Origin of the sequence: Rhodococcus sp. IEGM 1409 (genome assembly GCF_030056735.1) — a bacterium.
In the GTDB taxonomy this organism is placed as follows: Bacteria; Actinomycetota; Actinomycetes; order Mycobacteriales; family Mycobacteriaceae; genus Rhodococcus_F.
In genome coordinates, this window is sequence record NZ_JASHKN010000014.1 from 102,607 (window position 1) to 124,399 (window position 21,793).

The following is a 21,793-nucleotide window of genomic DNA, read 5'->3' on the forward strand; positions in this document are numbered from 1 at the left end:
TAACACATACGTGAGGCGAGGAGTCCGACAGTGTCTGCTTTCGACATCGTGGTCAACGACGGGTTGTGGTTCGACGGGACGGGGGCTCCAGGTCTGCGTCGTAATCTCGGAATTCGAGACGGCGTGGTCGCGGAGGTGTCCACGACGCGCCTGGAGATCGGACCGGACACCGAAGTGATCGACGCGGCCGGCAAATGGGTTCTCCCGGGCTTTGTCGACGTCCACACGCACTACGACGCCGAAGCCTTGGTCAGTCCAGGGCTTCCGGAATCGGTTCGCCACGGCGTCACGACGGTCGTGCTCGGCAATTGCTCGCTGTCGACGGTGTATTCGACCCCGCGCGAGATCGCGGACCTGTTCAGCCGAGTCGAAGCAGTTCCCCACGATGCGGTGCTGAGCATCCTCGAAGCGAACAAGACTTGGAGCGGCCCCACCGCTTACACCGCCGCACTCGACGCGCTCCCGCTCGGACCCAACGTCGCGGCATTCATCGGTCACTCCGACATTCGCACGCACGTACTCGGATTGGGGCGAGGCACAGACAAGAAGGTCAAGCCGAGCCGCTCGGAACTCGGCCGGATGGGCTCGATGCTCGAGGACGCCATCGATGCGGGGATGCTGGGCCTGTCGTCGATGACCAATGCCCTCGACAAGATCGACGGCGACGAATACCGTTCTCGCTCTTTGCCGTCGACGTACGCGCGGTGGAAGGAGTTCCGATTCCTCAACCGTATCCTTCGTGATCGCGGAAAGATCTTGCAGAGCGCTCCGACCATCAACCTGTATCCGAACGTCGCGGCGTTCTTCGCCGAGAGTTCCGCGATCGGACGCAAGAAGCCGCTCAAGACTTCGCTGCTCTCCGGTGCGGATTCGAAGGCCTACCCGGTGATCGTGTACTTCATGCTCGCTGCGGCCCCACTGCTGAACCGTTTCGCCAAGACCGATTTCAAGTGGCAGCATCTTCCGGTTCCCTTCACGGTCTACGCGGACGGAATCGACCTCGTCGTGTTCGAGGAGTTCGGTGCCGGCGCCGCCGCTTTGCATCTCAAAGACCAGGTGGAGCGCAACAAGCTGCTCCAGGACGAGTCGTACCGGCGTGCATTCCGTAAGGACTACGACAACAAGTTCTCGCCGCGCATCTGGCACCGCAATTTCTACGACGCCGTCATCGTCGGTTGCCCGGACGAGACGTTGATCGGCAAGAACTTCGGTCAGGTCGGAGACATCCGGGGAGTGCACCCGGTGGACGCGTACCTCGACTTGGTGGTCAAGTACGGGCGAGATCTTCGTTGGCGCACCACCATTGCGAATCATCGTCCCAAGTTTGCGAAGAAACTCGCCGCGAGTTCCGGCGTACAGATGGGCTTCGGCGATGCCGGCGCGCATCTGCGCAACATGGCGTTCTACAACTACCCGGTGCGACTCCTCAAGCGTGTGAAGGACGCCCAGAGTGATCGCAAGCCGTTCCTGACCGTCGAGCGCGCAATCCATCGCCTGACGGGTGAACTGGCGGACTGGTACGGCATCGATGCCGGGCATCTACGCCAGGGTGACCGCGCGGACTTCGTTGTCATCGACCCTGCCGGGCTCGACGAGTCGGTCGACGGGTTGTTCGAGGCAACCGTCCCCGAGTACGGCGGGATCAGCCGAATGGTCAACCGCAGCGACGATGCAGCCGTCGCGACCGTGATCAACGGCCGACTCGTCTACAGCGACGGTGAATTCGTCCCGGGATTCGGAACCGAAAAGACGGGCCAATTCCTGCGCGCCGGCGAAAAGGCTCCGGTTGCGGGTGTCGCGAAGACTAGCGTGGCGTTATGACTTCACCGGCGGATCGCCTCACCTCGTACTCCCGGTCCGGACTGACCTTCGACGTACGCGACGAAGGGCCGGTCGACGGTCCGGTCGTGGTCCTCCTGCACGGTTTTCCGCAGGATTCGAGCTCGTGGGATCAGCTCGCACCGCTGCTGCACGCCCGCGGCTTCCGTACCGTCGCACCGGATCAGCGAGGATACTCACCAGGCGCCCGGCCGAAAGCGCGCTGGGCGTACCGCGGGTCCGAGCTTGCCGCAGATTCTGTCGCATTGATCGACGCACTCGGTGTGGGGAAGGTGCACCTGGTCGGCCACGACTGGGGTGCCGCCGTGGCATGGCAGGTAGCTGCCGAGCGGCCCGATTTGCTCAATACCGTTACCGCGGTGTCGGTTCCGCATCCACTTGCATTCGTCAAGGCAATGGTGACCAGCACACAGGGACTGAAATCGTGGTACATGGGGGCGTTCCAATTGCCCTTCGTTCCCGAGAAGGTTCTGTCCTCCACGTCGGCGGGTGAGAAGTTCCTGATTTCGAGCGGACAGACGCCGGAGAACGCACGGCGCGATCTGAACGCCATGCTGGCTCCCGGACGACTGCGCGGGGGTCTGAACTGGTACCGCGCGATGTGGATGACCAAGCCGAACCCCGCAAGTGCCCGGGTCACCGTGCCGACTTTGCATGTGTGGAGCGACGGCGACGCTGCCATCGGGCCCAAGGGTTCTGCGCTCACCCCCGCGTTTGTCGACGGTCCGTACCGGTTCGAAGTTCTCAGCGGCGTGAGCCACTGGATTCCGGACGAGGCCCCGGAGGAGTTGGACCGACTGCTGGGAGAACATCTCAGTAGCTGACCGAGTTTCGATCACTGAAGCCCCGCCGATCGGCGGGGCTTCAGTTGTCAGTAAGGTTGTCGGCCAGCGGGTGTCAGCGAGTTCCGAATCGCTCTTCCACCTGCTCCTTCGTCAGTCCGAACTCCTCGAGCGTGTACTTGTGCGAAGGTTTGCGAGCACCCGAGCGGCTTTCCTCGTGCATGGCCTCCATCGACTGCTGCGCGGCAGATGTCAACGAGATGTCGAAGTGCGCGTAGATGTTCTCGACGGTGCCCAGTGGATCGGTGACGAAGTCCTGATAGTCGACGTCGATGAACTGTGCCGGATTGTGGTGTGCACGTGCACTGTCGAACTGCTCGAGACCCCTGGCCCACAATTCGAGCTGACTTTCGCCGATCACCTTGTCGGTGAACGTGTTCGACCAACCCTCTGTCGCCTGGGCGGCCAGGCTGCACACCGATGGAATGATCGTGGTAGGGGAGCGGTGAGTCTGAATGACCAGCGCGTCGGGGTACGCCTCCATCAATTCGTCGAGCGCAAACAGGTGGCTCGGGTTCTTGAGGACCCACCGTCGATCCTGATCGGGCAGACCGATCAGCTGCAGGTTCTTCTTGTGTCGGGCATAGGCGTTCGACCACTCCTGGTCCTTCAGCCACGCGGAGTACGTGGGTAGATTCGCCAGGCACTCGTAAGACACGGACTTGAACGTCTGACGTAGGAGTTGCCAGCACTCTTCGACTTCACTGGCTGACATGTAGTGCACGCCCATGAATTCGGGATGCTCGACGTGGTGTTGCCCGAACGTCTCCTCGATCTTCGCGAAGACCGGGTTCGATTCCCACGTATCGCGAGGCGGGCGAGGCTGGGGGAACTCGGTCAGCCACATCTCGAGGCCCTGGTGAGCCGGGTCGACCGTGAGGAGGCGGTGCAGCGCAGTGGTGCCGGTGCGCGGCAATCCGGTGACGAAGATCGGACGCTCGATCTTGACGTCGGCGTGTTCCGGATGCTCCTTCCATGCCGATTCACTGAGTAGACGTGCCACCAGCGCGCCGCGCAGGAATACCCGAGAGATCTTGCTGCCGAAGGGGGTCAGATCCTCGTCACGGTCGTAGGACTCGAGGAGTACCGACAGAGCCTCGGTGTAATCGTCGACGCCGAAGTCCGTCAGTCCGGTCATCCGTGTCGCCGAGGCGTGGAGATCCTCGACGGTGCCGACATGAGTGCGTTCAGTCATGGTGCTCCTAGTGATGGAATTCGCCGCAGTTGACGTCGATACATTGGCCGGTGATGGCGCTGGCCATCGGAGACGCGAGGAAGATCGCCGCATCGGATACTTCGTCGGTCGTCGGCAGGCGCTTGAGGTCGGTGTTCGAGGCGGTGTGCTCGTAAATCTGTTCGACGGTCATGCCGAACTTCTCCGCCTGGTGCGCGAAGTAACCCTTGAGGGTGTCGCCCCAAATATAGCCGGGTGCAATCGAATTGACACGAATTCCTTGCGGACCGAGCTCGGTGGCCAGAGACTGCGACATGGCGAGCAGCGCCGATTTTGCCATCTTGTAGCTGCCGTACCGCTCTTGCGAGTGGCGCAACACCATCGAATTGATGTTCACCACGGAGCCGTCCGACTCTGCAAGTGCCGGCGTGAACAGCTGGGTCAGACGAAGCGCCCCGAGCACGGTCAGTTCGATGCTGTCGCGGATGTGCTGGTAATCGGTGCGAGCCAACGGTTTCATCGAGGGTATCGAGAATGCATTGTTGATCAGCGTGTCGACTTTGCCGTAGGCGGCAATGGATTCGGCCACCAGATTCTCGGCGGAAGCCTGGTCGGTGATGTCGGTGGCCACGGTGACTGCGCGCCCACCGGCATCGACGATTTCTTTTGCGACGTCGTCGAGTCTCGATTGTGTGCGCGCTGCGAGAACAAGACTCGCGCCGGCCGACGCACAACGAAGGGCCAAAGCGCGGCCGAGGGCCGGACCGACTCCGGAGATGACTACTACACGGTCTTCGAGCAATGCGGTCATGATTACCCCAGCATTCGGTTGTCGATGGCGGCCTGGCGCTGGGCAATTCGCGCTGCCCAGTCCTCGGCGGTGATGGCGTTGGTGTCGAAATGCGGCAGGTGGTTCGCAATATCTTCGACTGGAACGATGTCGACGGTTGGGCCGTCCTCGGGCGTCAGCTCACGGGAGACTCGCTGCCAACGGAACTGAAGAATGCCGCGCGGATGCCCGACGGTTTCGATCCAGTTGGTGACACCGGGGTTTCTCTCGCTGACCACCATTCGGACCATCCCGTCCGGATCCACCTGCGCCTGGCCGTTGTTGAGCGAAGTCTGGTGGTTGACGTAGTCCAGTGAGATGTACCAGAGGCTGCCGAGTTGGAATCCCAGATACGGTGCGTCCGACGCCGGGACGGTGATGATCATCGCCTGGTCATCGGTGAGTTCGTAATGTCCTACCGACGAGTACTGCGTCGCCAGTCCGCCCGGAGTCAGACGCGGTTCGGTCATGGTGTTGACCGTGAGCTTGAGGTAGAACCACTCCGGAAACTGCAGCCACGTCTTGACCCGGGTGACCAGGGCCTTCCCTGCCCGTGCATACCGTTTCTCGGTCTCTTCGGCGGTGAGCGGCGGCGGCGCGATCCCGATCGAATCGGTGCGCTCGATGCGGATCACGCCGCGCTGCTGACTCCAGTCGCTGTAGACCTCGCGCACGACCAACTGCGAGGATCCTGGCGCCAGGGTGTAGTAGTTGGCTCGGCCGTCGGCAGGGCCGGGGCCGAACCAAGCGACGAAGTTACCGTCCTCGCCTATCTCGAGTTCGCGGTCGTCGAAGGCGATCTCGCTTCCGGGAACGTTCGAGTTGGTGTAGTTCCCGCTCAGCACCTGGAAGCTGAGATCGGCTGTGGTGCCACGCTTTCCGGTGACCTTGTATTCCTTGTCGTCGTTGATGCGAGCGCCGAAGTACAGGGTGTCCGGGTTGTCGAGGCCCATCTTGGTGAACGGTCCGGTGCCCTGGATGAAACTCGGATGGGTCCTTTCGCTGGCCCACGCGGCATGCGTCGTCGCGATGATTCCGCCGGCCAGATATTGGTATCCCTCCAGTAGATCCTGCTCGGATCTGATGTGCGGCGCAGTCTCGATCAATTTCTCGGCTTCGGCGATCGCTTCGGCAAACGGGTCCGTCAGCACGCTGGCTCCTCACAGTTCCGACTATGTCGCCGGCCCAGAGCGTCGTGGTACAAATATGTACCTATGGGGTAGATGTTTGGTATTCCGACAATAGAACGCGTTCTAGGGAGTGGTCAATGGGTGGACCTGAGAAGGCGCCTGACGAGGGTCGCTCGAGGGGGAGGCAATCGCCTCCCACCGAACGTGTGGTTCAGGTGCTCGACTACCTCGTCGGCCGCCCTGACCAGCGGTTCGGGCTGTCGGAACTCGCCCGCGCGCTCGAGATCAGCAAGCCGACCTGCCTGGGAATTCTCACGGCCCTGGCTGACCGTGGGTACCTGACACGGGACGAGGCGTCGAAGACCTACGGGCTCGGCCCTGCCTTGATCGCGGCCGGACGTGCAGCTCAGCGAGGATTTGCCGTCGGACCGATAGCACGCACCCACCTCGAGAAGGTGAGTGCGGACTTCGGGACGACATGCACGGCGTCCGGTGTGATCGGTGATCAGATCAGCGTGCTCGAAGTGACCGGGCCGATCGGCGCGCGTCGCACCGCCAAGGTTGGTCAGGTGTACCCGTTCGCTCCGCCGGTCGGACTGATGTACGTCCTCTGGGGTTCGGATCACGACATGGACAGTTGGCTGAGCAAGGAGCCGAGCTTGCCGGTGCGCTTGGATCGCGAGCGTCTGTGGAACGTGGTCCGCGAGTGTCGCGCCGCGGGGTATCTGGTCGAGAGTCTGGACCCGGTCGGGCAGCGACTTCACACGCTGATGGCGGGCGTCGCGACGCATGATCTTCCGCCGGAGGTGCGTGAACTGCTCGGTGAGATGGTGTCGAGCCTGGGCGAGAGGGTGTACCTCGGGCGCGATATCAGTTCTGACGACGAGCATCCCGTCAGTCTCATCGCGGCCCCGACTTACGACGCCGAAGGGCATCAGGCGCTGGTGCTCACGCTGTATGTGGGCGGGGCGATTACGGGCGCCGAGATCGAGCGAAGGGCCGCGGCGCTGGTTGTGGCGGCGGACGCGGTGACGGCGGAAGTTGGTGGCCGGAGTCCGGATCGCGGTCTGTGACGTTTGATTGTCGGTCATTGACCTTTGGGTAGAACGAGTTCTATTCTGTGATTGCGTTCAATTTAGAACCAGTCCGGTACATAAATGTACCGATGCGGTGACGAAGTTCCCGCAACGGAGTCAGTGATGCTCAGGAGCGAAAGACATGGCAACACTCCAGACCCCGCCCGCCTACGAGTTGTCGCATTTGCGAGCACTCGAAGCGGAGGCGGTCCATATTTTCCGCGAAGTCGCAGCGACTTTCGAAAAGCCGGTCCTCCTGTTCTCCGGAGGTAAGGATTCCGTCGTGATGCTGCACGTAGCGGCCAAGGCATTCTGGCCTGCGCCATTGCCGTTCGCCGTGATGCACGTCGACACCGGTCACAACTTCGACGAGGTGATCGAGTTCCGTGACCGCACTGTCGATCGCTTCAGCCTGCGGCTTGTCGTCTCCAGTGTGCAGGACGACATCGACGCCGGACGCGTCATCGAGGACACCGGAGTCGGTTCCAGTCGCAATCGCCTGCAGACGCACGCGTTACTGCGCGGAATTCGCGACAACAAGTTCGACGCCGTGTTCGGTGGTGCTCGCCGCGACGAAGAGAAAGCGCGAGCCAAGGAGCGGGTATTCAGCTTTCGGGACGAGTTCGGGCAGTGGGATCCCAAGGTGCAGCGACCTGAACTGTGGAACCTGTACAACGGCAAACACCGTAAGGGCGAACATATTCGGATCTTCCCCCTCTCCAATTGGACAGAGCTCGACATCTGGCAGTACATCGAGAGCGAGCAGATCGACCTTCCCGGCATCTACTACGCCCATCGGCGTGAAGTAGTTCCGCGCGACGGAATGTTGTTGGCGCGCACCCGCTTCCTCGAGCTTCGCGCAGGTGAGGAGTCCTACGAGGCGTTGGTGCGCTTCCGTACGGTCGGCGACGCAACGTGCACCGGGTGCGTCGAATCGTCGGCCGAAACCCCGGCCGCCGTCGTGGAAGAGGTTGCTGCGAGCCGTATCACGGAGCGTGGCGCAACAAGAGCTGATGACCGTATTTCCGAAGCAGGCATGGAAGATCGTAAGAAAGAGGGGTACTTCTGATGCCGCAACTGCTGAGAGTCGCTACGGCGGGCAGTGTCGACGATGGTAAATCCACACTCATCGGCCGGTTGCTCTACGACTCCAAATCCATCTTCGAGGACCAGCTCGAGGCGGTGGAACGGAGCAGTCGAGAACGCGGAGACGAGTACGCCAACCTCGCGTTACTGACTGACGGATTGCGCGCCGAGCGCGAACAGGGCATCACGATCGATGTGGCCCACCGGTATTTCGCGACCCCTCACCGCAAGTTCATCATCGCGGACACTCCCGGGCACGAGCAGTACACCCGCAACATGGTGACCGGTGCTTCGACGGCAGATCTCGCCCTGATCCTGGTGGATGCACGCAAAGGAGTGCTCGAACAGACGCGGCGCCATGCCTTCTTGTCGACTCTCCTGGGGATTCCCCACCTCGTGCTGTGTGTGAACAAGATGGACTTGGTGGACTGGTCTCAGGAACGATTCGAGGAGATCAAGGAAGAATTCCGGCAGTTCGCGATCAAATTGGACGTCCACGACCTGACGTTCATTCCGGTCTCGGCGCTGTTGGGAGACAACATCGTTGCCCGGACCGAGAACATGTCGTGGTACGACGGGCCGTCGCTGCTGCACCATCTGGAGCAGGTGCACATCGCCTCGGATCGCAACTTGATCGACGCTCGGTTTCCGGTGCAGTACGTGATCCGTCCGCAGAAGCAGACCGACGCCGACCTCCACGATTTCCGTGGCTACGCGGGAACGGTGGCCAGTGGGGTCTTCAAGCCAGGCGACGAAATCGTGGCGTTGCCTTCTGGATTCACGTCGACGGTGAAGGCTGTCCACGGGCCGGGCGGCGACGTGATCGACGAGGCGTTTGCGCCCGCGGCCGTGTGCATCGAGCTGACCGACGATCTGGACGTCAGCCGTGGGGACCAATTGTGTCGGCTCAACAACCGGCCGCAGGTCGGGCAGGAAATCGATGCGATGGTCTGTTGGCTGACCGAACAGACCACACTGTCGGAGAACAATCGCTACTCGTTGCTGCACACCACGCGCTCCACGAAGGCACAGATCGTACGGCTCGACTACCGGCTGGACGTCAATTCCCTGCACCGCGACGAGAAGGCAGAATCTCTGTCCCTCAACGAGATCGGTCGCATCTCGATCAAAACGCAACAGCCGTTGATGTTCGATCCCTACCGCCGCAACCGCGTGACGGGCAGCTTCATTCTCGTAGACGAGACCACGGGCAATACCGTCGCAGCCGGAATGATCAACGGTCCCACGCTCAAGGAATCACGCGTCGTCTGGCACAGTTCGGAGGTCTCTCGCGAGGAACGGGCGACTACCGGCGGGACCGTGTGGCTCACCGGTCTCTCAGCCTCGGGTAAGTCCACGATCGCGGTGGAACTCGAGCGCCGGTTGGTGGCCGCGGGTATCCCGGCGTACCGCCTCGACGGCGACAACCTCCGACACGGCCTGAACGCGGATCTGGGTTTCAGCGCCGAGGACCGGGCGGAAAACGTTCGCAGGGTCGGCGCCGTGGCGCAGCTGTTCGCCGATTCCGGCGCAGTGGCAGTGGCCTGCCTTATCAGTCCGTACCGCGAGGATCGTGATCGAGTGCGCGCAGCCCACGAAGCTGCTGGACTGAAGTTCGTCGAGGTTTATGTCGACACGCCGATCGAGCAGTGTGAAGCCCGAGATCCCAAGGGAATGTATGCCAAAGCCAGAGCTGGGGAAATCAAGGGATTCACGGGGGTCGACGATCCCTACGAAGCCCCGAACAGTCCAGAACTGGTGATTCGGCCCGAAGACGGAACGCCTACCGAACTTGCACTGCGAATTATGGAAGTGTTGGACCGGTGAGCGAACCCACACACAGCCGACTTGCCGACGAGGCACTGGCAGCGGAATTGGCGCAAGCAGCCGGCGCGATCCTCTTGGGGATCCGAGCCGAGGGCCTGGGCGTCGACGACGGTCGTGAGCTGGGACGACGGGGCGACAAGGCCGCCGATTCCTACATCCTCGACCGGTTGGCGGCCGAGCGGCCGGGCGATGCCGTGCTCTCGGAAGAATCTGCCGACGATCGCACTCGTCTGGAGGCGTCCCGGGTCTGGATCATCGATCCGCTGGACGGCTCCAAGGAATACGGACTCCCGGATCATTCGGATTGGGCAGTGCACGTTGCGCTTTGGGAGCGCGGTAGCGGAATTACCGCAGCCGCGGTTGCTCAGCCGGCGCTCGGAGCGGTGTACTCCAGTGGCGACGAGGCCGATTCGGTTCCCGTGAACTCACCGCTCCGCGTAGTAGTCAGCGGATCGCGGCCGCCCGCATTCACCGAAGCGGTGGCAGCCGAACTCGGGGCCGACGTGGTGCACATGGGGTCGGCCGGCGCCAAGGCGATGGCGGTGGTGCGCGGCGACGTCGACGCTTACCTTCACGCCGGTGGGCAGTGGGAGTGGGATTCGGCGGCACCGGTCGGCGTCGCGCAGGCGGCGGGACTGCATTGCAGTCGCATCGACGGTTCGCCGTTGCTCTACAACGAGTCTCATCCCTACCTGCCGGATCTCGTGATCTGCCGACCGGAGTTGGCTGAGGCGATCGTCGGCGCAATTGCCAAGCACTCCAAGGAGTCCGCGGTCAGCGGGCGCGTCGCCATGGCGCGTGAATACGTGAACGCTTTGCTCACTCATGACGCAACGAAGGTCCGATTCGCCGCCGACGCCTGGCGGGTCGAGAACGGTCAGCGAACCGGTGATACCGGCGCTTTCATCAGCAACGAGCTCGAACAGGGGCAGCAATATCGCGGAATCGTGGCGATTCGTGAACTCGCGCTGCGTGAGTGGGGTGAGAGCGTCGTAGCGCGGTATCTGCTGGACCTCGGAACGCCTGGCCAATCACCGGCCGTGACGGTCTTCGTCACCGAGTACTTCGCCATTCCTGCAGGAGAGATCGCCAGCATCATGGCTATTATCGAACCACACGAATCCGAAGCGAAAGAGGCTGGCACACAATGACACCGGACAAGCTGATCACCGAATTCTGTGCACTCTGGGCACACGCCGACGTCGCGAAGATCGTCGAGTACTTCACCGATGACATCGTCTACCACAACATTCCGATGGAACCCGTCGTCGGGCGCGAGGCCGTCCGAGCTTTCATCGAACAATTTGTCGGTGCCTTCGGAAACATCGACTTTCAGATCAAGCGTCAGGTCGCGGACGGCAGCGTGGTGATGAACGAACGCGTCGACGTCTTCACCATCAACGGCGCCGAGGTAGCGCTCCCGGTCATGGGGGTATTCGAAGTCGAGGGCGGGAAGATCAGCGCCTGGCGCGACTATTTCGACATGGCGCCGATCAACGCGGCAGCCGGCCAGGCCTGATCGGGGCCGCTACTCCGCGATGACGGCGTGCGGGTAGTCCGCTGAGCGGTGCTGGAACCGTGTGATGGCCGGATTCACGATGACGCCGTCACGGATTTCGATGGCCCGATCGACGGTCTCGTCTGCCTTCCATGCCGTCTCTCCCGCCATCACGGTGGGCAGGTAGGGGAGAAGAGACTCGCTGATTTCCCACGATGCCGAGTTCCACAGGTACGACGGACTGTGGTCGACACCGTAGTAGGTGATGTTGTCACCGACGATGAAGGTCGGCTCGGCAAACGAGGTGGGGCGAGCCCAACTGAAGCCCATGCCTTCGTCGCACGACACGTCGACGATGAGGCTGCCGGGTTGGAAGTCCATGAGGTCTTCCTCGGTCAGGAAAGTCAGTGGGGCGTCGGTGTTCTGCAGTACGCAGTTGACGACGATGTCGTGCTCGGCCAAGAATCCGGGCACCGGCACGCTGTGATTGTCGAGCATCACGTGGCTGCCACGGACGTCACCGTTGTTGTTGTCGAAAGAGACCATGCGCGCCGAGTGAATAGGGGAGCTGACGGCGGTGACTCCACGCTGGGTGAGGACGTCCACTTCGTGGATGCCGTGCGCCTTGAGCGCTGTGACCGCGCCGCGTGCAGTGGCTCCGAAACCGATCACGGCAGCAGTGAGACGGCGGCCGTAGTCTCCGGTGGAACCGATCAACTGCAGGGCGTGCAGTACCGAGCAATAGCCGGCGAGCTCGTTGTTCTTGTGGAACACATGCAGATTGAACGATCCGTCGCTGTGCCAGAAGTTCATGGCCTCGAAGGCGATGAGAGTCAGTTTCTTGTCGATCGCGATCTGTGTCAACTCGGTGTCCTGGACGCAGTGCGGCCAGCCCCAGAGAACCTGACCGGATCGCAGTTCGGCGAGGTCACGCACCAACGGCTTCGGTAGCAGAACCACATCGGTTTCCGCCAAAATCTGCTTGCGCGTGCGGATTCCGGCAACCAGGCGCGAGAGGTAGTCGTCGGAGTAGCCGAAGGGGTGGCCGTAGCCCTCTTCGAGGTAGATCCGAGAGCGTAGTTCGGCATCGATGCGATCGAAATGCGCAGGATGGATCGGCAACCGGCGTTCTGCCGGTTTGCTCGACTGTCCGATGACTCCAAGGGTGCGTGCGTTGTTCAATTGTGTATCTCTCGATAGGAGCAGGTAGAGATGTCAGGCAGGAGCCTGAGGGACGAGCAGAAGCCGCAGAAACGCTGGCAGATTGCCTCGGCCAGGACCGCGTGAAAGCGTGCTGGCTGCGCTGCTGTCGATCGCCGACGGCAACAGAAAGGCGCGTCGGTATGTGCCCAGTCTAGTCCGGAACGGCCCTCGCCTGGTGGCCGGGCGCTGTGTGGTGCTCCTCTGACGTACGGCTACTGCTCGCGCAGGCGTGAATCCAGCACGGCCAGTTGAATTTTGCTGGCATCCGCGTGTACCTGGCGTCCTTTGTCGGTAACGTCGACGAAGACTCCGCGCCGGTCAGCCTCGCATAGTGCTCGCTGAACCAATCCGGCCTTCTCGAGACGAGCGACGCTGCGGGAGAGCGCGCTGGGACTCAGATACATCTCCGAGGCCAGCTCCTGCATGCGTGGACGCTCGCACGAGGCGTCCATGAGCCGGTCGAGAGCCTCGAAGTCGCTCATGCTCAGCCCATGCGCCGACTGCATCTGGCGATCGAGTTCGCTCGCGATGTCGTTGTAGCTGGTCGACAGCGAGCGCCAGGTGTTGCGCAATTCGGATTCCGACGTCACGACCGCATTCTAGTTGAAGACCCGATTGCGTGCAATTGCATTAAATGCTTGTGCATTATGTGCATGTGCATCTATTCTCGCTGACGTGACTTGCACAGACTCGACACTCAAACCATTCGAATCGCCGGAATCCCCGGGTTCTAAGGAATCCGCGGATCCGGCCACAGGGGAGGGCTGGTCCCTCAAGCTGTGGGGCATCCTCGCGGTGCTCTGCCTCGTGTTGTTCCTCGACGGTCTCGATGTGTCGATGGTGGGCGTCGCTTTACCGTCCATCGGCAATGAACTGGGCCTGTCCACTACTTCGCTGCAGTGGATCATCAACGGCTACGTCCTCGGATTCGGCGGCTTGCTGCTGCTCGGTGGACGTACTGCCGACCTTCTCGGACGCAGGAAGGTCTTCCTGATCGCGCTCGCCGTGTTCGCGATCGCCTCGCTGGTCGGTGGACTTGTCGACAACGGAACACTGCTGATCGCATCACGATTCGTCAAGGGACTCGCTGCGGCATTCACTGCGCCGACCGCAATGTCCATCCTCACCACGACGTTCAAGGAGGGGCCCGCCCGTAACCGTGCCTTGTCAGTGTTCTCGGTGTTCGGAGCCAGTGGTTACTCCTCCGGCTTGATCCTCGGCGGGCTGTTGACCAGCGCCGGTTGGCGATTCACGTTCCTGATGCCGGTTCCGTTTGCCGTCATCGCACTGATCGGTGGGTACTTCCTCATTCCGCGGGACCGTCCCGCGGACGCCGGGGGGCACGACCTCGTCGGGGCCGTCACCCTGGTGACGGGAATGCTGCTCACGGTTTACACGATGGTCTCGGCTCCGACCCGTGGATGGGCGCACCCGATGACACTGGGATCGTTCGCCGTGGCCGCCGTGCTGCTCGCGACGTTCTTTTTCGTGGAGAAGAAGGTTGCGCATCCGCTTGTGCGCCTCGGACTTCTGCGCGTCGGCACCATCGTCCGTGCGAATCTGGCCATCATCGCGCTCTTCGGTTCCTACCTGAGCTTCCAGTTCATGATGACGATCTTCCTTCAGTCCGCTCTCGGCTGGTCGCCGCTGAAGATGGCGATGGCGTTGCTCCCCGCAGGCATCATCGTCGCCTTCGGATCACCGTTTGTCGGACGGTTGGTCGACTTGTACGGCAGTGCCAAGCTCATCATCGCGGCACTGACGTCGCTGAGCGTCGGGTACCTCTGGTTCCTCTTCGCCGGCGGCGATTCACCGTCGTACGTCGTGGCGATTCTGCCGAGCGTCATCCTGCTCGGGCTCGGATTCGCATTGGGGTACACCTCGATCATGGCGCAGGCCACCTCGGGCGTCGACGACTCCGAGCAGGGCTTGGCCTCGGGTCTGGTGAACACGTCCGCTCAGGTCGGTGCGGCGCTCGTGCTCGCTCTGACTACTGCCCTCGTGACCGCTGGATCGCACACCGCGTCCGGCGCCGGTACTGCCGGGTTCGAGCAGTTCCATCCCGGCCTGATTCTGGTCACCGGGGTCGCGCTGGTGGGCTTGGCGATCACCGTCTCGCCGCTCGTACGTGGGAGTTCGCTGCGGGGAAGATCAATGCGTGAAAGGCGCGCTGAGGAAGAAAAGGAGTTGGCCGAGGTCAACTGAATACTTGCTTCATCCGCGAATGCGCTCGGCCGCGTAGGAGAGACTCCTGCGCGGCCGAGCTGCTGTGCGGGAACTACCGAGTGGCAGAATTCAGGGCTGTGTCGAAGCTCGTCGACGTAGCTTGTGAACCGAGAATCAAGGCAAGACGCACCAACATGGCTTCGCGATCAGCCGGTTCAGCCTGATCGAGTGCGTTCGACAGTGCCAGCCAGACGTGTTCGCGGTGGCCTTCGTCGTCGATCACAGTGGGCGCGACCGACTGTGTCGCGTCGAAGTGCGTTGGCGCGGTGCCGGCAGTGAGGTGTTTGGCCACGTCGCTCAATTGCGCGGGATCGCTGATGCGGCACAGCACCAAGCCGTCGGGCCGAATCACGAAGATCTCGCCGACACGGGCGCCGAGGGCAGATGCGAGGTCACCTTCGACATCGGGAATCGTGGAGGCGGCAGTTCCCGCGGTGATCACCTGCACGGTTTCCGGTGCAGTAGTCTGAGCGAGAATTTCGGCCTGTTCGGCGAGTTCGGTCACCGCCTCAGCCGGCAGTCCGAAGGTCACTAGACCGAATCCAGTGCCGCGCAGACTGTTCAAGGAGACTGCCGAACCGTCGACCGAGGTCTGGACGATTCTGTCTTCCAACGGATCGCCGGGTAGCACCCCCTCGGTGCTCGGAGCCGTGGGCCACGTCAGTGGTGAGAGGCGGGCGTGCGTCGCACTCGACTGGCGAGGGTTGATCAGGTGCGCGAATTCGCTTCGGGTGGTGGCGAGTTCGAGTACGGCGTCGCGGGTGGTCCGGTAACCGTGACTGCCTGGGGACATGATGAGCGTCGACTTGCCTGCATTGTCGACGTTCTGCTGCCACGCGCTGCGACGTTCCTTCGAATAGGCGTCGAGGATGGCGGTATCGGAAGCTCTGTTGACGACGGCGGCCAGTTGCCACACCAGGGTCTCGGCGTCTTCCATGCCGGAGTTGAGTCCACGGACACCGAAGATCGGAACGAGATGCGCGGCGTCGCCGGCAAACAGGACGCGGCCGTGAGTGAAGTCTTCCAGGGCCAAGGCGTGAGCGCGGTAGAAGCCGAACCATTCGAGGGTCCAGGGGATGTCGCTCTGGAGCCATTCGAGGTGACGCGTGATGCGATCGCGGATGCGGTCTTCCTGCGTCTCGGCTTCTGGATCGTCCGACGCGTCGAGCTGGTAGTCGATGCGCCAGATGTCACGAGGCTGGCGGTGCATGATGATCGTGGAACCCGGGTTGCTGGGTGCGTCGAACCACACCAGACGCTCGGCCGGGAGTTCCGATTCCCAATGAATGTCGGCAATGACGTAGTTGCCTTCGTAGCTGTTGCCCTGCAAGCGGATTCCGCTGAGTTCGCGCATCTTGCTGCGTCCACCATCGGCAGCCACTACCCAGGCGGCACGCAGTTCGCGGGTTCCGAACGTGGTGTCGACGGTCAGAGACACCTCGTCCTCACCACGGGAGATGCCGGCGATCGATGACGACCAGTGGAAGTTCACGAGGGGATGAGCGAGCAACTTGTCCGTCATGATCTGCTCGAGCTCGGACTGCGACACGTTGACCATGGGGCCACGCGCGTCGTGCTCGGCGGATGCCATGCGGAAGTGCAGTACTTCCTGATCACGATAGTAGCTCCGGCCACCCACCCACGGCAGAACTGTGTCTTCGAGTTCGGCACCGAAGCCCAGGCGTTCGGCAACTTCGAGGCTGTGCCGTGACACGCAGATCGCGCGACTGCCGAACGAGACCTGATCTGCCGCTTCGAGAATCGTGACGGGAATGCCGCGCTGTGCCAAGCCCATGGCTACGCCCATGCCGACGGGGCCGGCACCGACGATCACGACGGGAAGTGCGTCGGCCGAAGGCTCCGTGGACATGAAGTCCTCGGGTGCGTACTTCTTCGGATGAAAGTAAGTCGACATGGTCACGAGGCTTTCTGTGCGGCAGCAGGTTCCGGGAGCAACAAGATGGAAACCAGGCTGATCACGGCAATGATCACGAAGTAGGCAGTGATGGCGAACGAGGTGTCGAATGCGGCGTAGAGCGCAGTGGCGATCATCGGAGCCAGGCCGCCGCCGAGGATTGCGCCGATCTGGTATCCCAGTGACGCTCCGCTGTAGCGGATGTGTGCGGGAAACAATTCCGCGAACAGGGCAGCTTGTGGGCCGGCGCAGCAGCCGAGCGTGAAGCCGAGGGCGATCATCGATACGAGCATCACCGGAACGATCGCTGTGTCGATCAGCGGAAAGAACACCGCTGCCGCGACGACGAGGGCGATCGAACTGCGGATGTAGACGGTCCGGCGTCCGAGAGTGTCCGACTTGTGGGCGCTGAAAGCCATTCCCGCCATCCAGAACGGGCAGGATGCGATGAGGAGAAACAGCATGGTGGTTTTGCTGAAGCCGAGTTCGGACTCGCCGTATTTGAGGACGTAAACCATGTACGCGTACGCAATTCCGTTGGTGGCGATGAAGGTTCCACCGGCGAGGAGCACAGTCTTCCAGTGTTTGGTCAGAACCTCGAGGATCGGCAGGGACTCCGCCGGCGTCTCGGACTTCGATGCGGTGAACTCGTTACTCTCCTCGAGTCCGAGACGGATCCACATCGCAACACCCACGAGAACTGCGCTGAGCAGGAACGGGATTCGCCATCCCCAGGAGGTGAAGGCGTCGTCGTCCATGAAGGCGGCGAGAGGGAGATAGACGAGGTTGGCCACCAGTACGCCTGCGGGAACACCGATTTGTGGTGCGCTGCCGTACAACCCCTTCTTGCCCTCCGGCGCGTTTTCGGTTGCGACCAGAACTGCGCCACCCCACTCGCCGCCGACACCGAGTCCTTGGACGAAACGCAGGGTCACCAGGAGTATGGGCGCAAAGACGCCGATGGCGGCGTAGTTGGGTAACAGACCGATGGCAACGGTGGCGCTGCCCATCAACATGAGCGAGGTGACCAACATGGATTTGCGTCCGATGCGGTCGCCGAAGTGCCCCATCACGATTCCGCCGATGGGGCGCGCGACGAATCCGACGGCGAGGGTGGCAAAGGCGGCCAGGGTACCTGCCAGATCGGACGTGCCGGGGAAGAACTGCTTGCCGAGTACGAGTGCGGCCGCGGTGCCGTAGATGAAGAAGTCGTACCACTCGATGGCGGTGCCGACAAAGCTGCCGAGGGCGGCCTTGCGCGCCTTGACCGTCGCGGCAGCGCGCGTAGCGGTCGGTGAGGCGATGGAGGTCATGAAGTGCCTTTCGAGATAAATGTGGCTTGAAGACACAATGACGTGCGCCACAACACTTGAAAAGCGAAAGAATTGGAGGTTCTTGCACGGAAAATCCGCGGAAGGACTTTCGATGCCTGGTAGCGCGACTATTGGGCGATGTCTGAGGGTGAAACGAATTCTATGAAAGCGCGTGCGACACGGCTCAAGCGCGTGTTCTGGTGCCAAGCGAGAACTACGTGCACCGACGGCACTGCGGGGGAAGAGATGGTCTTGACGACCACCTCGAGCCCCTCGTAGGTGACGTCCATCTTGGGTCGCTGGAGCAGCAGCGTCCAGCCGAGGCCGCGGCCGACAAATGCTCTCGCTGTCTCGAAGTTCGCAGTTCTGTAGGCAACCTTCGGGATGAATCCGCCTGCGCGACAGACGTCAAGCGCGTGTTTGGTGCTCGGCGGCGCGTCGAGGAGAACCATCGGATGCTCCGCCAGGTCCGGAAGATTGATCGGTCGCTCGGACCGCGCGAGCGGATGCTCGGCACCCAGGACGATCAAAGGTTTGCGGATTCCCAACGGGACTGTGCGCAGTTGTGGAGACAGATCCAGGTCGTAGGCGATCGCGAGGTCCAACTCGCCGTTCTCGAGATGTGTCTGGAGGCGATTCTGGGTGTCCTCGCGGAACTCCACCAGCGCGTCAGGATTCTCACGGGTGAACCCGGCGATCATCGACGGCAACACCGTCGGTCCCAGAGCGGGATAACAGCCGATCGCGATGGGGCCCGACACGGTTCCGCCGGTTCCCAGTGCGTCGGATTCGAGCTCGCCTGCCTGCTGAAGTAGTGCCCGCGCACGCACCAGGACGGATTCACCGGTACGAGTCAGTTGAATGCCGAATGAGCGACGGCGAACGCACAGTTGAACTTTGAGCGCGCGTTCGAGTTCGGTGAGCGCCGCGGACAGGGCAGAGGGGGAGAGATGCAAGCGCTCGGCCGCTGCACTGATCGTTCCGGTCTCGGCTACCGCGACAAACACAGCAAGCTGACGCATCGTGTACGTAGGAGCAGGATCGATGCGAGGCATGAGATCGACAGTAGTCGGGTAGATGACCCAGAAACTTTTGGTGTGGCACCGTGAAGAGGCGAAGGATGAATCGCTGACCTGCGTCTTCGTGGTGCCCCCGGCAGGATTCGAACCTGCGACCTTTCGCTCCGGAGGCGAACGCTCTATCCCCTGAGCTACGGGGGCGCACCGAACTTTCGGTGTGCCGATTGGGCTGCGTTAGCGTAGCGCATCGCGGGGGGACAAGACCAAACCGGTCCCCGTCTCGGCATGGCGTCGTCGCCCTAGGCGATCGAGCATGCGGCCGGGGACCATGGTCGTCGAATCATCTGTACCGACTGACTCGGATGCTTTTTGCGCCTAGGCTCGCCTGTGAGTACAGGCTCGGGCGGACTGCTCGGGCAGCCTCGTGAGGTACGGGAGTCGTTGATGACCGATCACCACTATTCCGAAGACCAACTCGCACTCGACCTGAAGTGGTGGGCAGCGGCCAACTACCTGACCGTTGCGCAGATCTACCTGAAGGACAACACGCTCCTGCGGGAACCGTTGCGTGCCGAGCACATCAAACCTCGACTGCTCGGGCACTGGGGGACCAGTCCCGGTTTGTCGATGATCTACACGCTCCTCAATAGGCACATCGTCGTCACTGATGCGGACTGGCTGTACGTGACCGGTCCCGGGCACGGCGGTCCGGCGCTGGTCGCGTCGACGTATCTCGAGGGAACGTACTCGGAGATCTATCCGGAAGTGTCGGACGACGCCGAGGGCATCCACCGGATGTGTCGGCGATTCTCGGCTCCCGGCGGGGTGCCCAGCCACGTGAGTGTGCAGACACCCGGAAGCATTCACGAAGGCGGGGAGCTCGGCTACGCCCTTGCCCATGCGGCCGGCGCTGCCTTCGATCATCCGAACCTCGTGGTGGCTTGTGTGATCGGCGACGGCGAAGCGGAGACCGGGCCTCTGTCCGGTTCGTGGAAGCTTCCGGCGTTCCTGAATCCACGACGCGACGGCGCGGTGCTGCCGATCCTGCACGTGAACGGCGCCAAGATCGCCGGGCCGACGGTGTACGGCCGCAGCAGTGACGAAGACATCCAGGCGTATCTCGGTGGCCAGGGGTGGGCACCGATCGTCGTCTCCGGTGACGACCCCGACGTGGTGTTTCCTCAGCTGTATCAAGCGATCTCACAGGCGCACGAGAAGATCCGCGAGATGCAGGGTGCCGCACGCCGCGGAGAGGAATGGACGGGTTCGTGGCCGGCAATCGTGTTGCGGACACCGAAAGGATGGACCGGTCCGCACGCCGTCGACGGAATTTTGGTCGAGGGCACACATCGTGCGCACCAGGTGCCGTTGTCCGGCGTGCGAACAAACGAGTCGCATCTGCGGCAACTCGAAGAGTGGATGCGTTCGTATCGGCCAGACGAGTTGTTCGACTCCAACGGATCACTGGTCGCGGAACTGGCGGCGCTCTCGCCGGCGGGTGACAAGCGTATGGGGAGCACCCCGTACGCGAACGGTGGACGACTTCGCGTCGATCTCCCGATGCCGCCGCTCGAAAGATATGCGCTTCCAATCGAATCCCCGGGTTCGACTTTCCACGAGACGACGAGAGTGCTGGGCGAGCTTCTGCGCGACATCTACGCCGCCACGGAAACCGAAGACGGCGGCGGGATTTTCCGACTCTTCTGCCCGGACGAGACGTCGAGCAATCGCCTCGGCGCCGTGTTCGAGACAACCGATCGCTGCTGGCAATTGCCGATCACCGACTACGACGACGGACTGTCCGCGGACGGACGCGTCATGGAGGTCCTCAGCGAGCACCTCTGTGAGGGTTGGCTCGAGGGGTATCTGTTGTCAGGCCGACACGGGATGTTCGCGAGCTACGAAGCGTTTGCGATGGTGAGTGTCTCGATGCTCATCCAGCACGCCAAGTGGCTCCAACACGCAGTCGACCTGCCGTGGCGGGCGTCCGTCGCTTCGCTCAACGTGCTGCTGACCAGTACTTGTTGGCGCAACGACCACAACGGATTCTCTCATCAGGGTCCCGGTATGATCGACGCCGTTATTCCCTTGGCTCCCAGTGTGATCCGTGTGTGGCTACCGCCGGATTCCAACACCTTGCTCTCGATCTCGGATCACTGTCTGCGCAGTACCGACCACGTCAACCTGATCGTCGTGGACAAGCAACCGCACCTGCAATACCTCACGCTCGAGCAAGCGCACGAGCACTGTGCGGCGGGGGCTTCGGTCTGGGAATGGGCCGGAACGGAAGCTCGCGGACAGGAACCGGACGTGATCCTGGCCGCGGCGGGAGACGTACCGACGCAGGAGATATTGGCTGCTGCACAGTTGCTGCGCGATCACACGCCGGAACTGGTCACCCGTGTCGTCAACGTCGTCGACCTGATGGCGCTGCTGACCCCAACCGAGCATCCACACGGATTCGGGGAGCGGGTCTTCCTCGATCTGTTCACCACGCAGACCGACGTCGTGTTCGCGTTTCACGGCTACTCGCGCGCGGTGCACGAACTCATCCACGGGCGTCCGAGTCCCGAGCGTTTCCACGTTCGCGGATTCAGTGAACAGGGCACAACCACAACACCGTTCGACATGGTTGTCCTCAACAAGATGAGCCGCTACCACCTGGTGATCGAGGCGCTACGACGCTCCAAGCGCCGGCCGGCCGGCGCGTCCGAGTTGGCGGAGTTCTGCCGCACCCAGCTCGAAAAGCACTCGCGCTACATCGTCGAGCACTTCGAAGACATGCCGGAGGTAGAAAACTGGACCTGGTCCTGAAA

Annotated in this window: 17 protein-coding genes and 1 tRNA gene; 9 read left to right on the forward strand and 9 right to left on the reverse strand. The window is 62.2% G+C overall.

Going from position 1 to position 21,793, the window contains the following annotated elements:
• Window positions 1–30 precede the first annotated feature (30 nt).
• Together QM716_RS27395 and QM716_RS27400 are read left to right on the forward strand one after the other, a co-directional pair.
• Window positions 31–1,821: an N-acyl-D-amino-acid deacylase family protein gene (locus tag QM716_RS27395; RefSeq protein WP_283307409.1), complete on the forward strand. Its 1,791-nt coding sequence runs from the start codon at window positions 31–33 to the stop codon at window positions 1,819–1,821.
• Entirely contained in the window at window positions 1,818–2,663 is an 846-nt protein-coding gene (locus QM716_RS27400; RefSeq protein WP_283307410.1) for an alpha/beta fold hydrolase, read from the forward strand. The genes QM716_RS27395 and QM716_RS27400 overlap by 4 nt, the downstream gene beginning before the upstream one ends.
• A 73-nt stretch (window positions 2,664–2,736) precedes the next feature.
• On the opposite strand, the gene QM716_RS27405 is transcribed toward QM716_RS27400, so the two are convergent.
• The 3 genes from QM716_RS27405 to QM716_RS27415 are packed head-to-tail and all read right to left on the reverse strand — an operon-like array spanning window position 2,737 to window position 5,835.
• Complete coding sequence (locus tag QM716_RS27405) at window positions 2,737–3,876, reverse strand: sulfotransferase family protein (protein WP_283307411.1); 1,140 nt, start codon at window positions 3,874–3,876, stop codon at window positions 2,737–2,739.
• A gap of 7 nt (window positions 3,877–3,883) precedes the next feature.
• Window positions 3,884–4,666 (reverse strand): SDR family oxidoreductase, encoded by a 783-nt coding sequence (locus QM716_RS27410; protein ID WP_007726165.1) that lies wholly within the window; start codon window positions 4,664–4,666, stop codon window positions 3,884–3,886.
• 2 nt (window positions 4,667–4,668) lie between these two features.
• Window positions 4,669–5,835 carry a hypothetical protein gene (locus tag QM716_RS27415; RefSeq protein ID WP_283307412.1) on the reverse strand — a complete coding sequence of 389 codons (1,167 nt, stop codon included), beginning with the start codon at window positions 5,833–5,835 and terminating at the stop codon, window positions 4,669–4,671.
• A 116-nt stretch (window positions 5,836–5,951) separates the two neighbouring features.
• Between QM716_RS27415 and QM716_RS27420 the strand changes: the two genes are divergently transcribed.
• The 5 genes from QM716_RS27420 (at window position 5,952) to QM716_RS27440 (ending at window position 11,322) form a co-directional block, all read left to right on the forward strand.
• The gene (locus tag QM716_RS27420; RefSeq protein WP_283307413.1) at window positions 5,952–6,887 is read left to right on the forward strand and encodes a helix-turn-helix domain-containing protein; all 936 of its coding nucleotides are present in this window, start codon (window positions 5,952–5,954) and stop codon (window positions 6,885–6,887) included.
• Between the two features lie 145 nt (window positions 6,888–7,032).
• Window positions 7,033–7,959: a sulfate adenylyltransferase subunit CysD gene (gene cysD, locus QM716_RS27425; RefSeq protein WP_283307414.1), complete on the forward strand. Its 927-nt coding sequence runs from the start codon at window positions 7,033–7,035 to the stop codon at window positions 7,957–7,959.
• The gene (gene cysC / locus QM716_RS27430; protein ID WP_283307415.1) at window positions 7,959–9,803 is read left to right on the forward strand and encodes an adenylyl-sulfate kinase; all 1,845 of its coding nucleotides are present in this window, start codon (window positions 7,959–7,961) and stop codon (window positions 9,801–9,803) included. Before cysD ends, cysC begins: the two co-directional genes overlap by 1 nt.
• On the forward strand, window positions 9,800–10,954 hold the full coding sequence (locus QM716_RS27435; protein WP_283307416.1) for a 3'(2'),5'-bisphosphate nucleotidase CysQ: 1,155 nt from the start codon (window positions 9,800–9,802) through the stop codon (window positions 10,952–10,954). Before cysC ends, QM716_RS27435 begins: the two co-directional genes overlap by 4 nt.
• Complete coding sequence (locus tag QM716_RS27440) at window positions 10,951–11,322, forward strand: limonene-1,2-epoxide hydrolase family protein (protein ID WP_283307417.1); 372 nt, start codon at window positions 10,951–10,953, stop codon at window positions 11,320–11,322. Before QM716_RS27435 ends, QM716_RS27440 begins: the two co-directional genes overlap by 4 nt.
• 9 nt (window positions 11,323–11,331) lie before the next feature.
• Here the strand turns inward: QM716_RS27440 and QM716_RS27445 are convergent, their stop codons facing one another.
• Window positions 11,332–12,483 carry a N(5)-(carboxyethyl)ornithine synthase gene (locus tag QM716_RS27445; RefSeq protein ID WP_003941354.1) on the reverse strand — a complete coding sequence of 384 codons (1,152 nt, stop codon included), beginning with the start codon at window positions 12,481–12,483 and terminating at the stop codon, window positions 11,332–11,334.
• A gap of 233 nt (window positions 12,484–12,716) precedes the next feature.
• Window positions 12,717–13,094, reverse strand: a complete 378-nt coding sequence (locus tag QM716_RS27450; RefSeq protein ID WP_283307418.1) for a MarR family winged helix-turn-helix transcriptional regulator — start codon at window positions 13,092–13,094, stop codon at window positions 12,717–12,719.
• 85 nt (window positions 13,095–13,179) lie between these two features.
• Here QM716_RS27450 and QM716_RS27455 point away from each other — a divergent pair, with 85 nt between their 5' ends.
• Window positions 13,180–14,709: an MFS transporter gene (locus QM716_RS27455; RefSeq protein ID WP_283307419.1), complete on the forward strand. Its 1,530-nt coding sequence runs from the start codon at window positions 13,180–13,182 to the stop codon at window positions 14,707–14,709.
• Between the two features lie 73 nt (window positions 14,710–14,782).
• Here the strand turns inward: QM716_RS27455 and QM716_RS27460 are convergent, their stop codons facing one another.
• From QM716_RS27460 to QM716_RS27475, 4 genes are all read right to left on the reverse strand, one after another.
• Window positions 14,783–16,645, reverse strand: coding sequence for an FAD-dependent monooxygenase (locus QM716_RS27460; RefSeq protein ID WP_283307420.1), 1,863 nt, complete (start codon window positions 16,643–16,645; stop codon window positions 14,783–14,785).
• Between the two features lie 2 nt (window positions 16,646–16,647).
• A complete protein-coding gene (locus tag QM716_RS27465; RefSeq protein ID WP_283307421.1) occupies window positions 16,648–17,958 on the reverse strand; it encodes an MFS transporter in 1,311 nt (436 codons plus the stop codon).
• A gap of 128 nt (window positions 17,959–18,086) precedes the next feature.
• Window positions 18,087–19,013 carry a LysR family transcriptional regulator gene (locus tag QM716_RS27470; protein WP_283307422.1) on the reverse strand — a complete coding sequence of 309 codons (927 nt, stop codon included), beginning with the start codon at window positions 19,011–19,013 and terminating at the stop codon, window positions 18,087–18,089.
• An 89-nt stretch (window positions 19,014–19,102) separates the two neighbouring features.
• Window positions 19,103–19,178 (reverse strand) — tRNA-Arg (locus QM716_RS27475).
• A gap of 243 nt (window positions 19,179–19,421) precedes the next feature.
• On the opposite strand from QM716_RS27475, the gene QM716_RS27480 reads away from it, so the two are divergent.
• Window positions 19,422–21,791: a phosphoketolase family protein gene (locus QM716_RS27480; protein ID WP_283307444.1), complete on the forward strand. Its 2,370-nt coding sequence runs from the start codon at window positions 19,422–19,424 to the stop codon at window positions 21,789–21,791.
• Window positions 21,792–21,793: the final 2 nt, after the last annotated feature.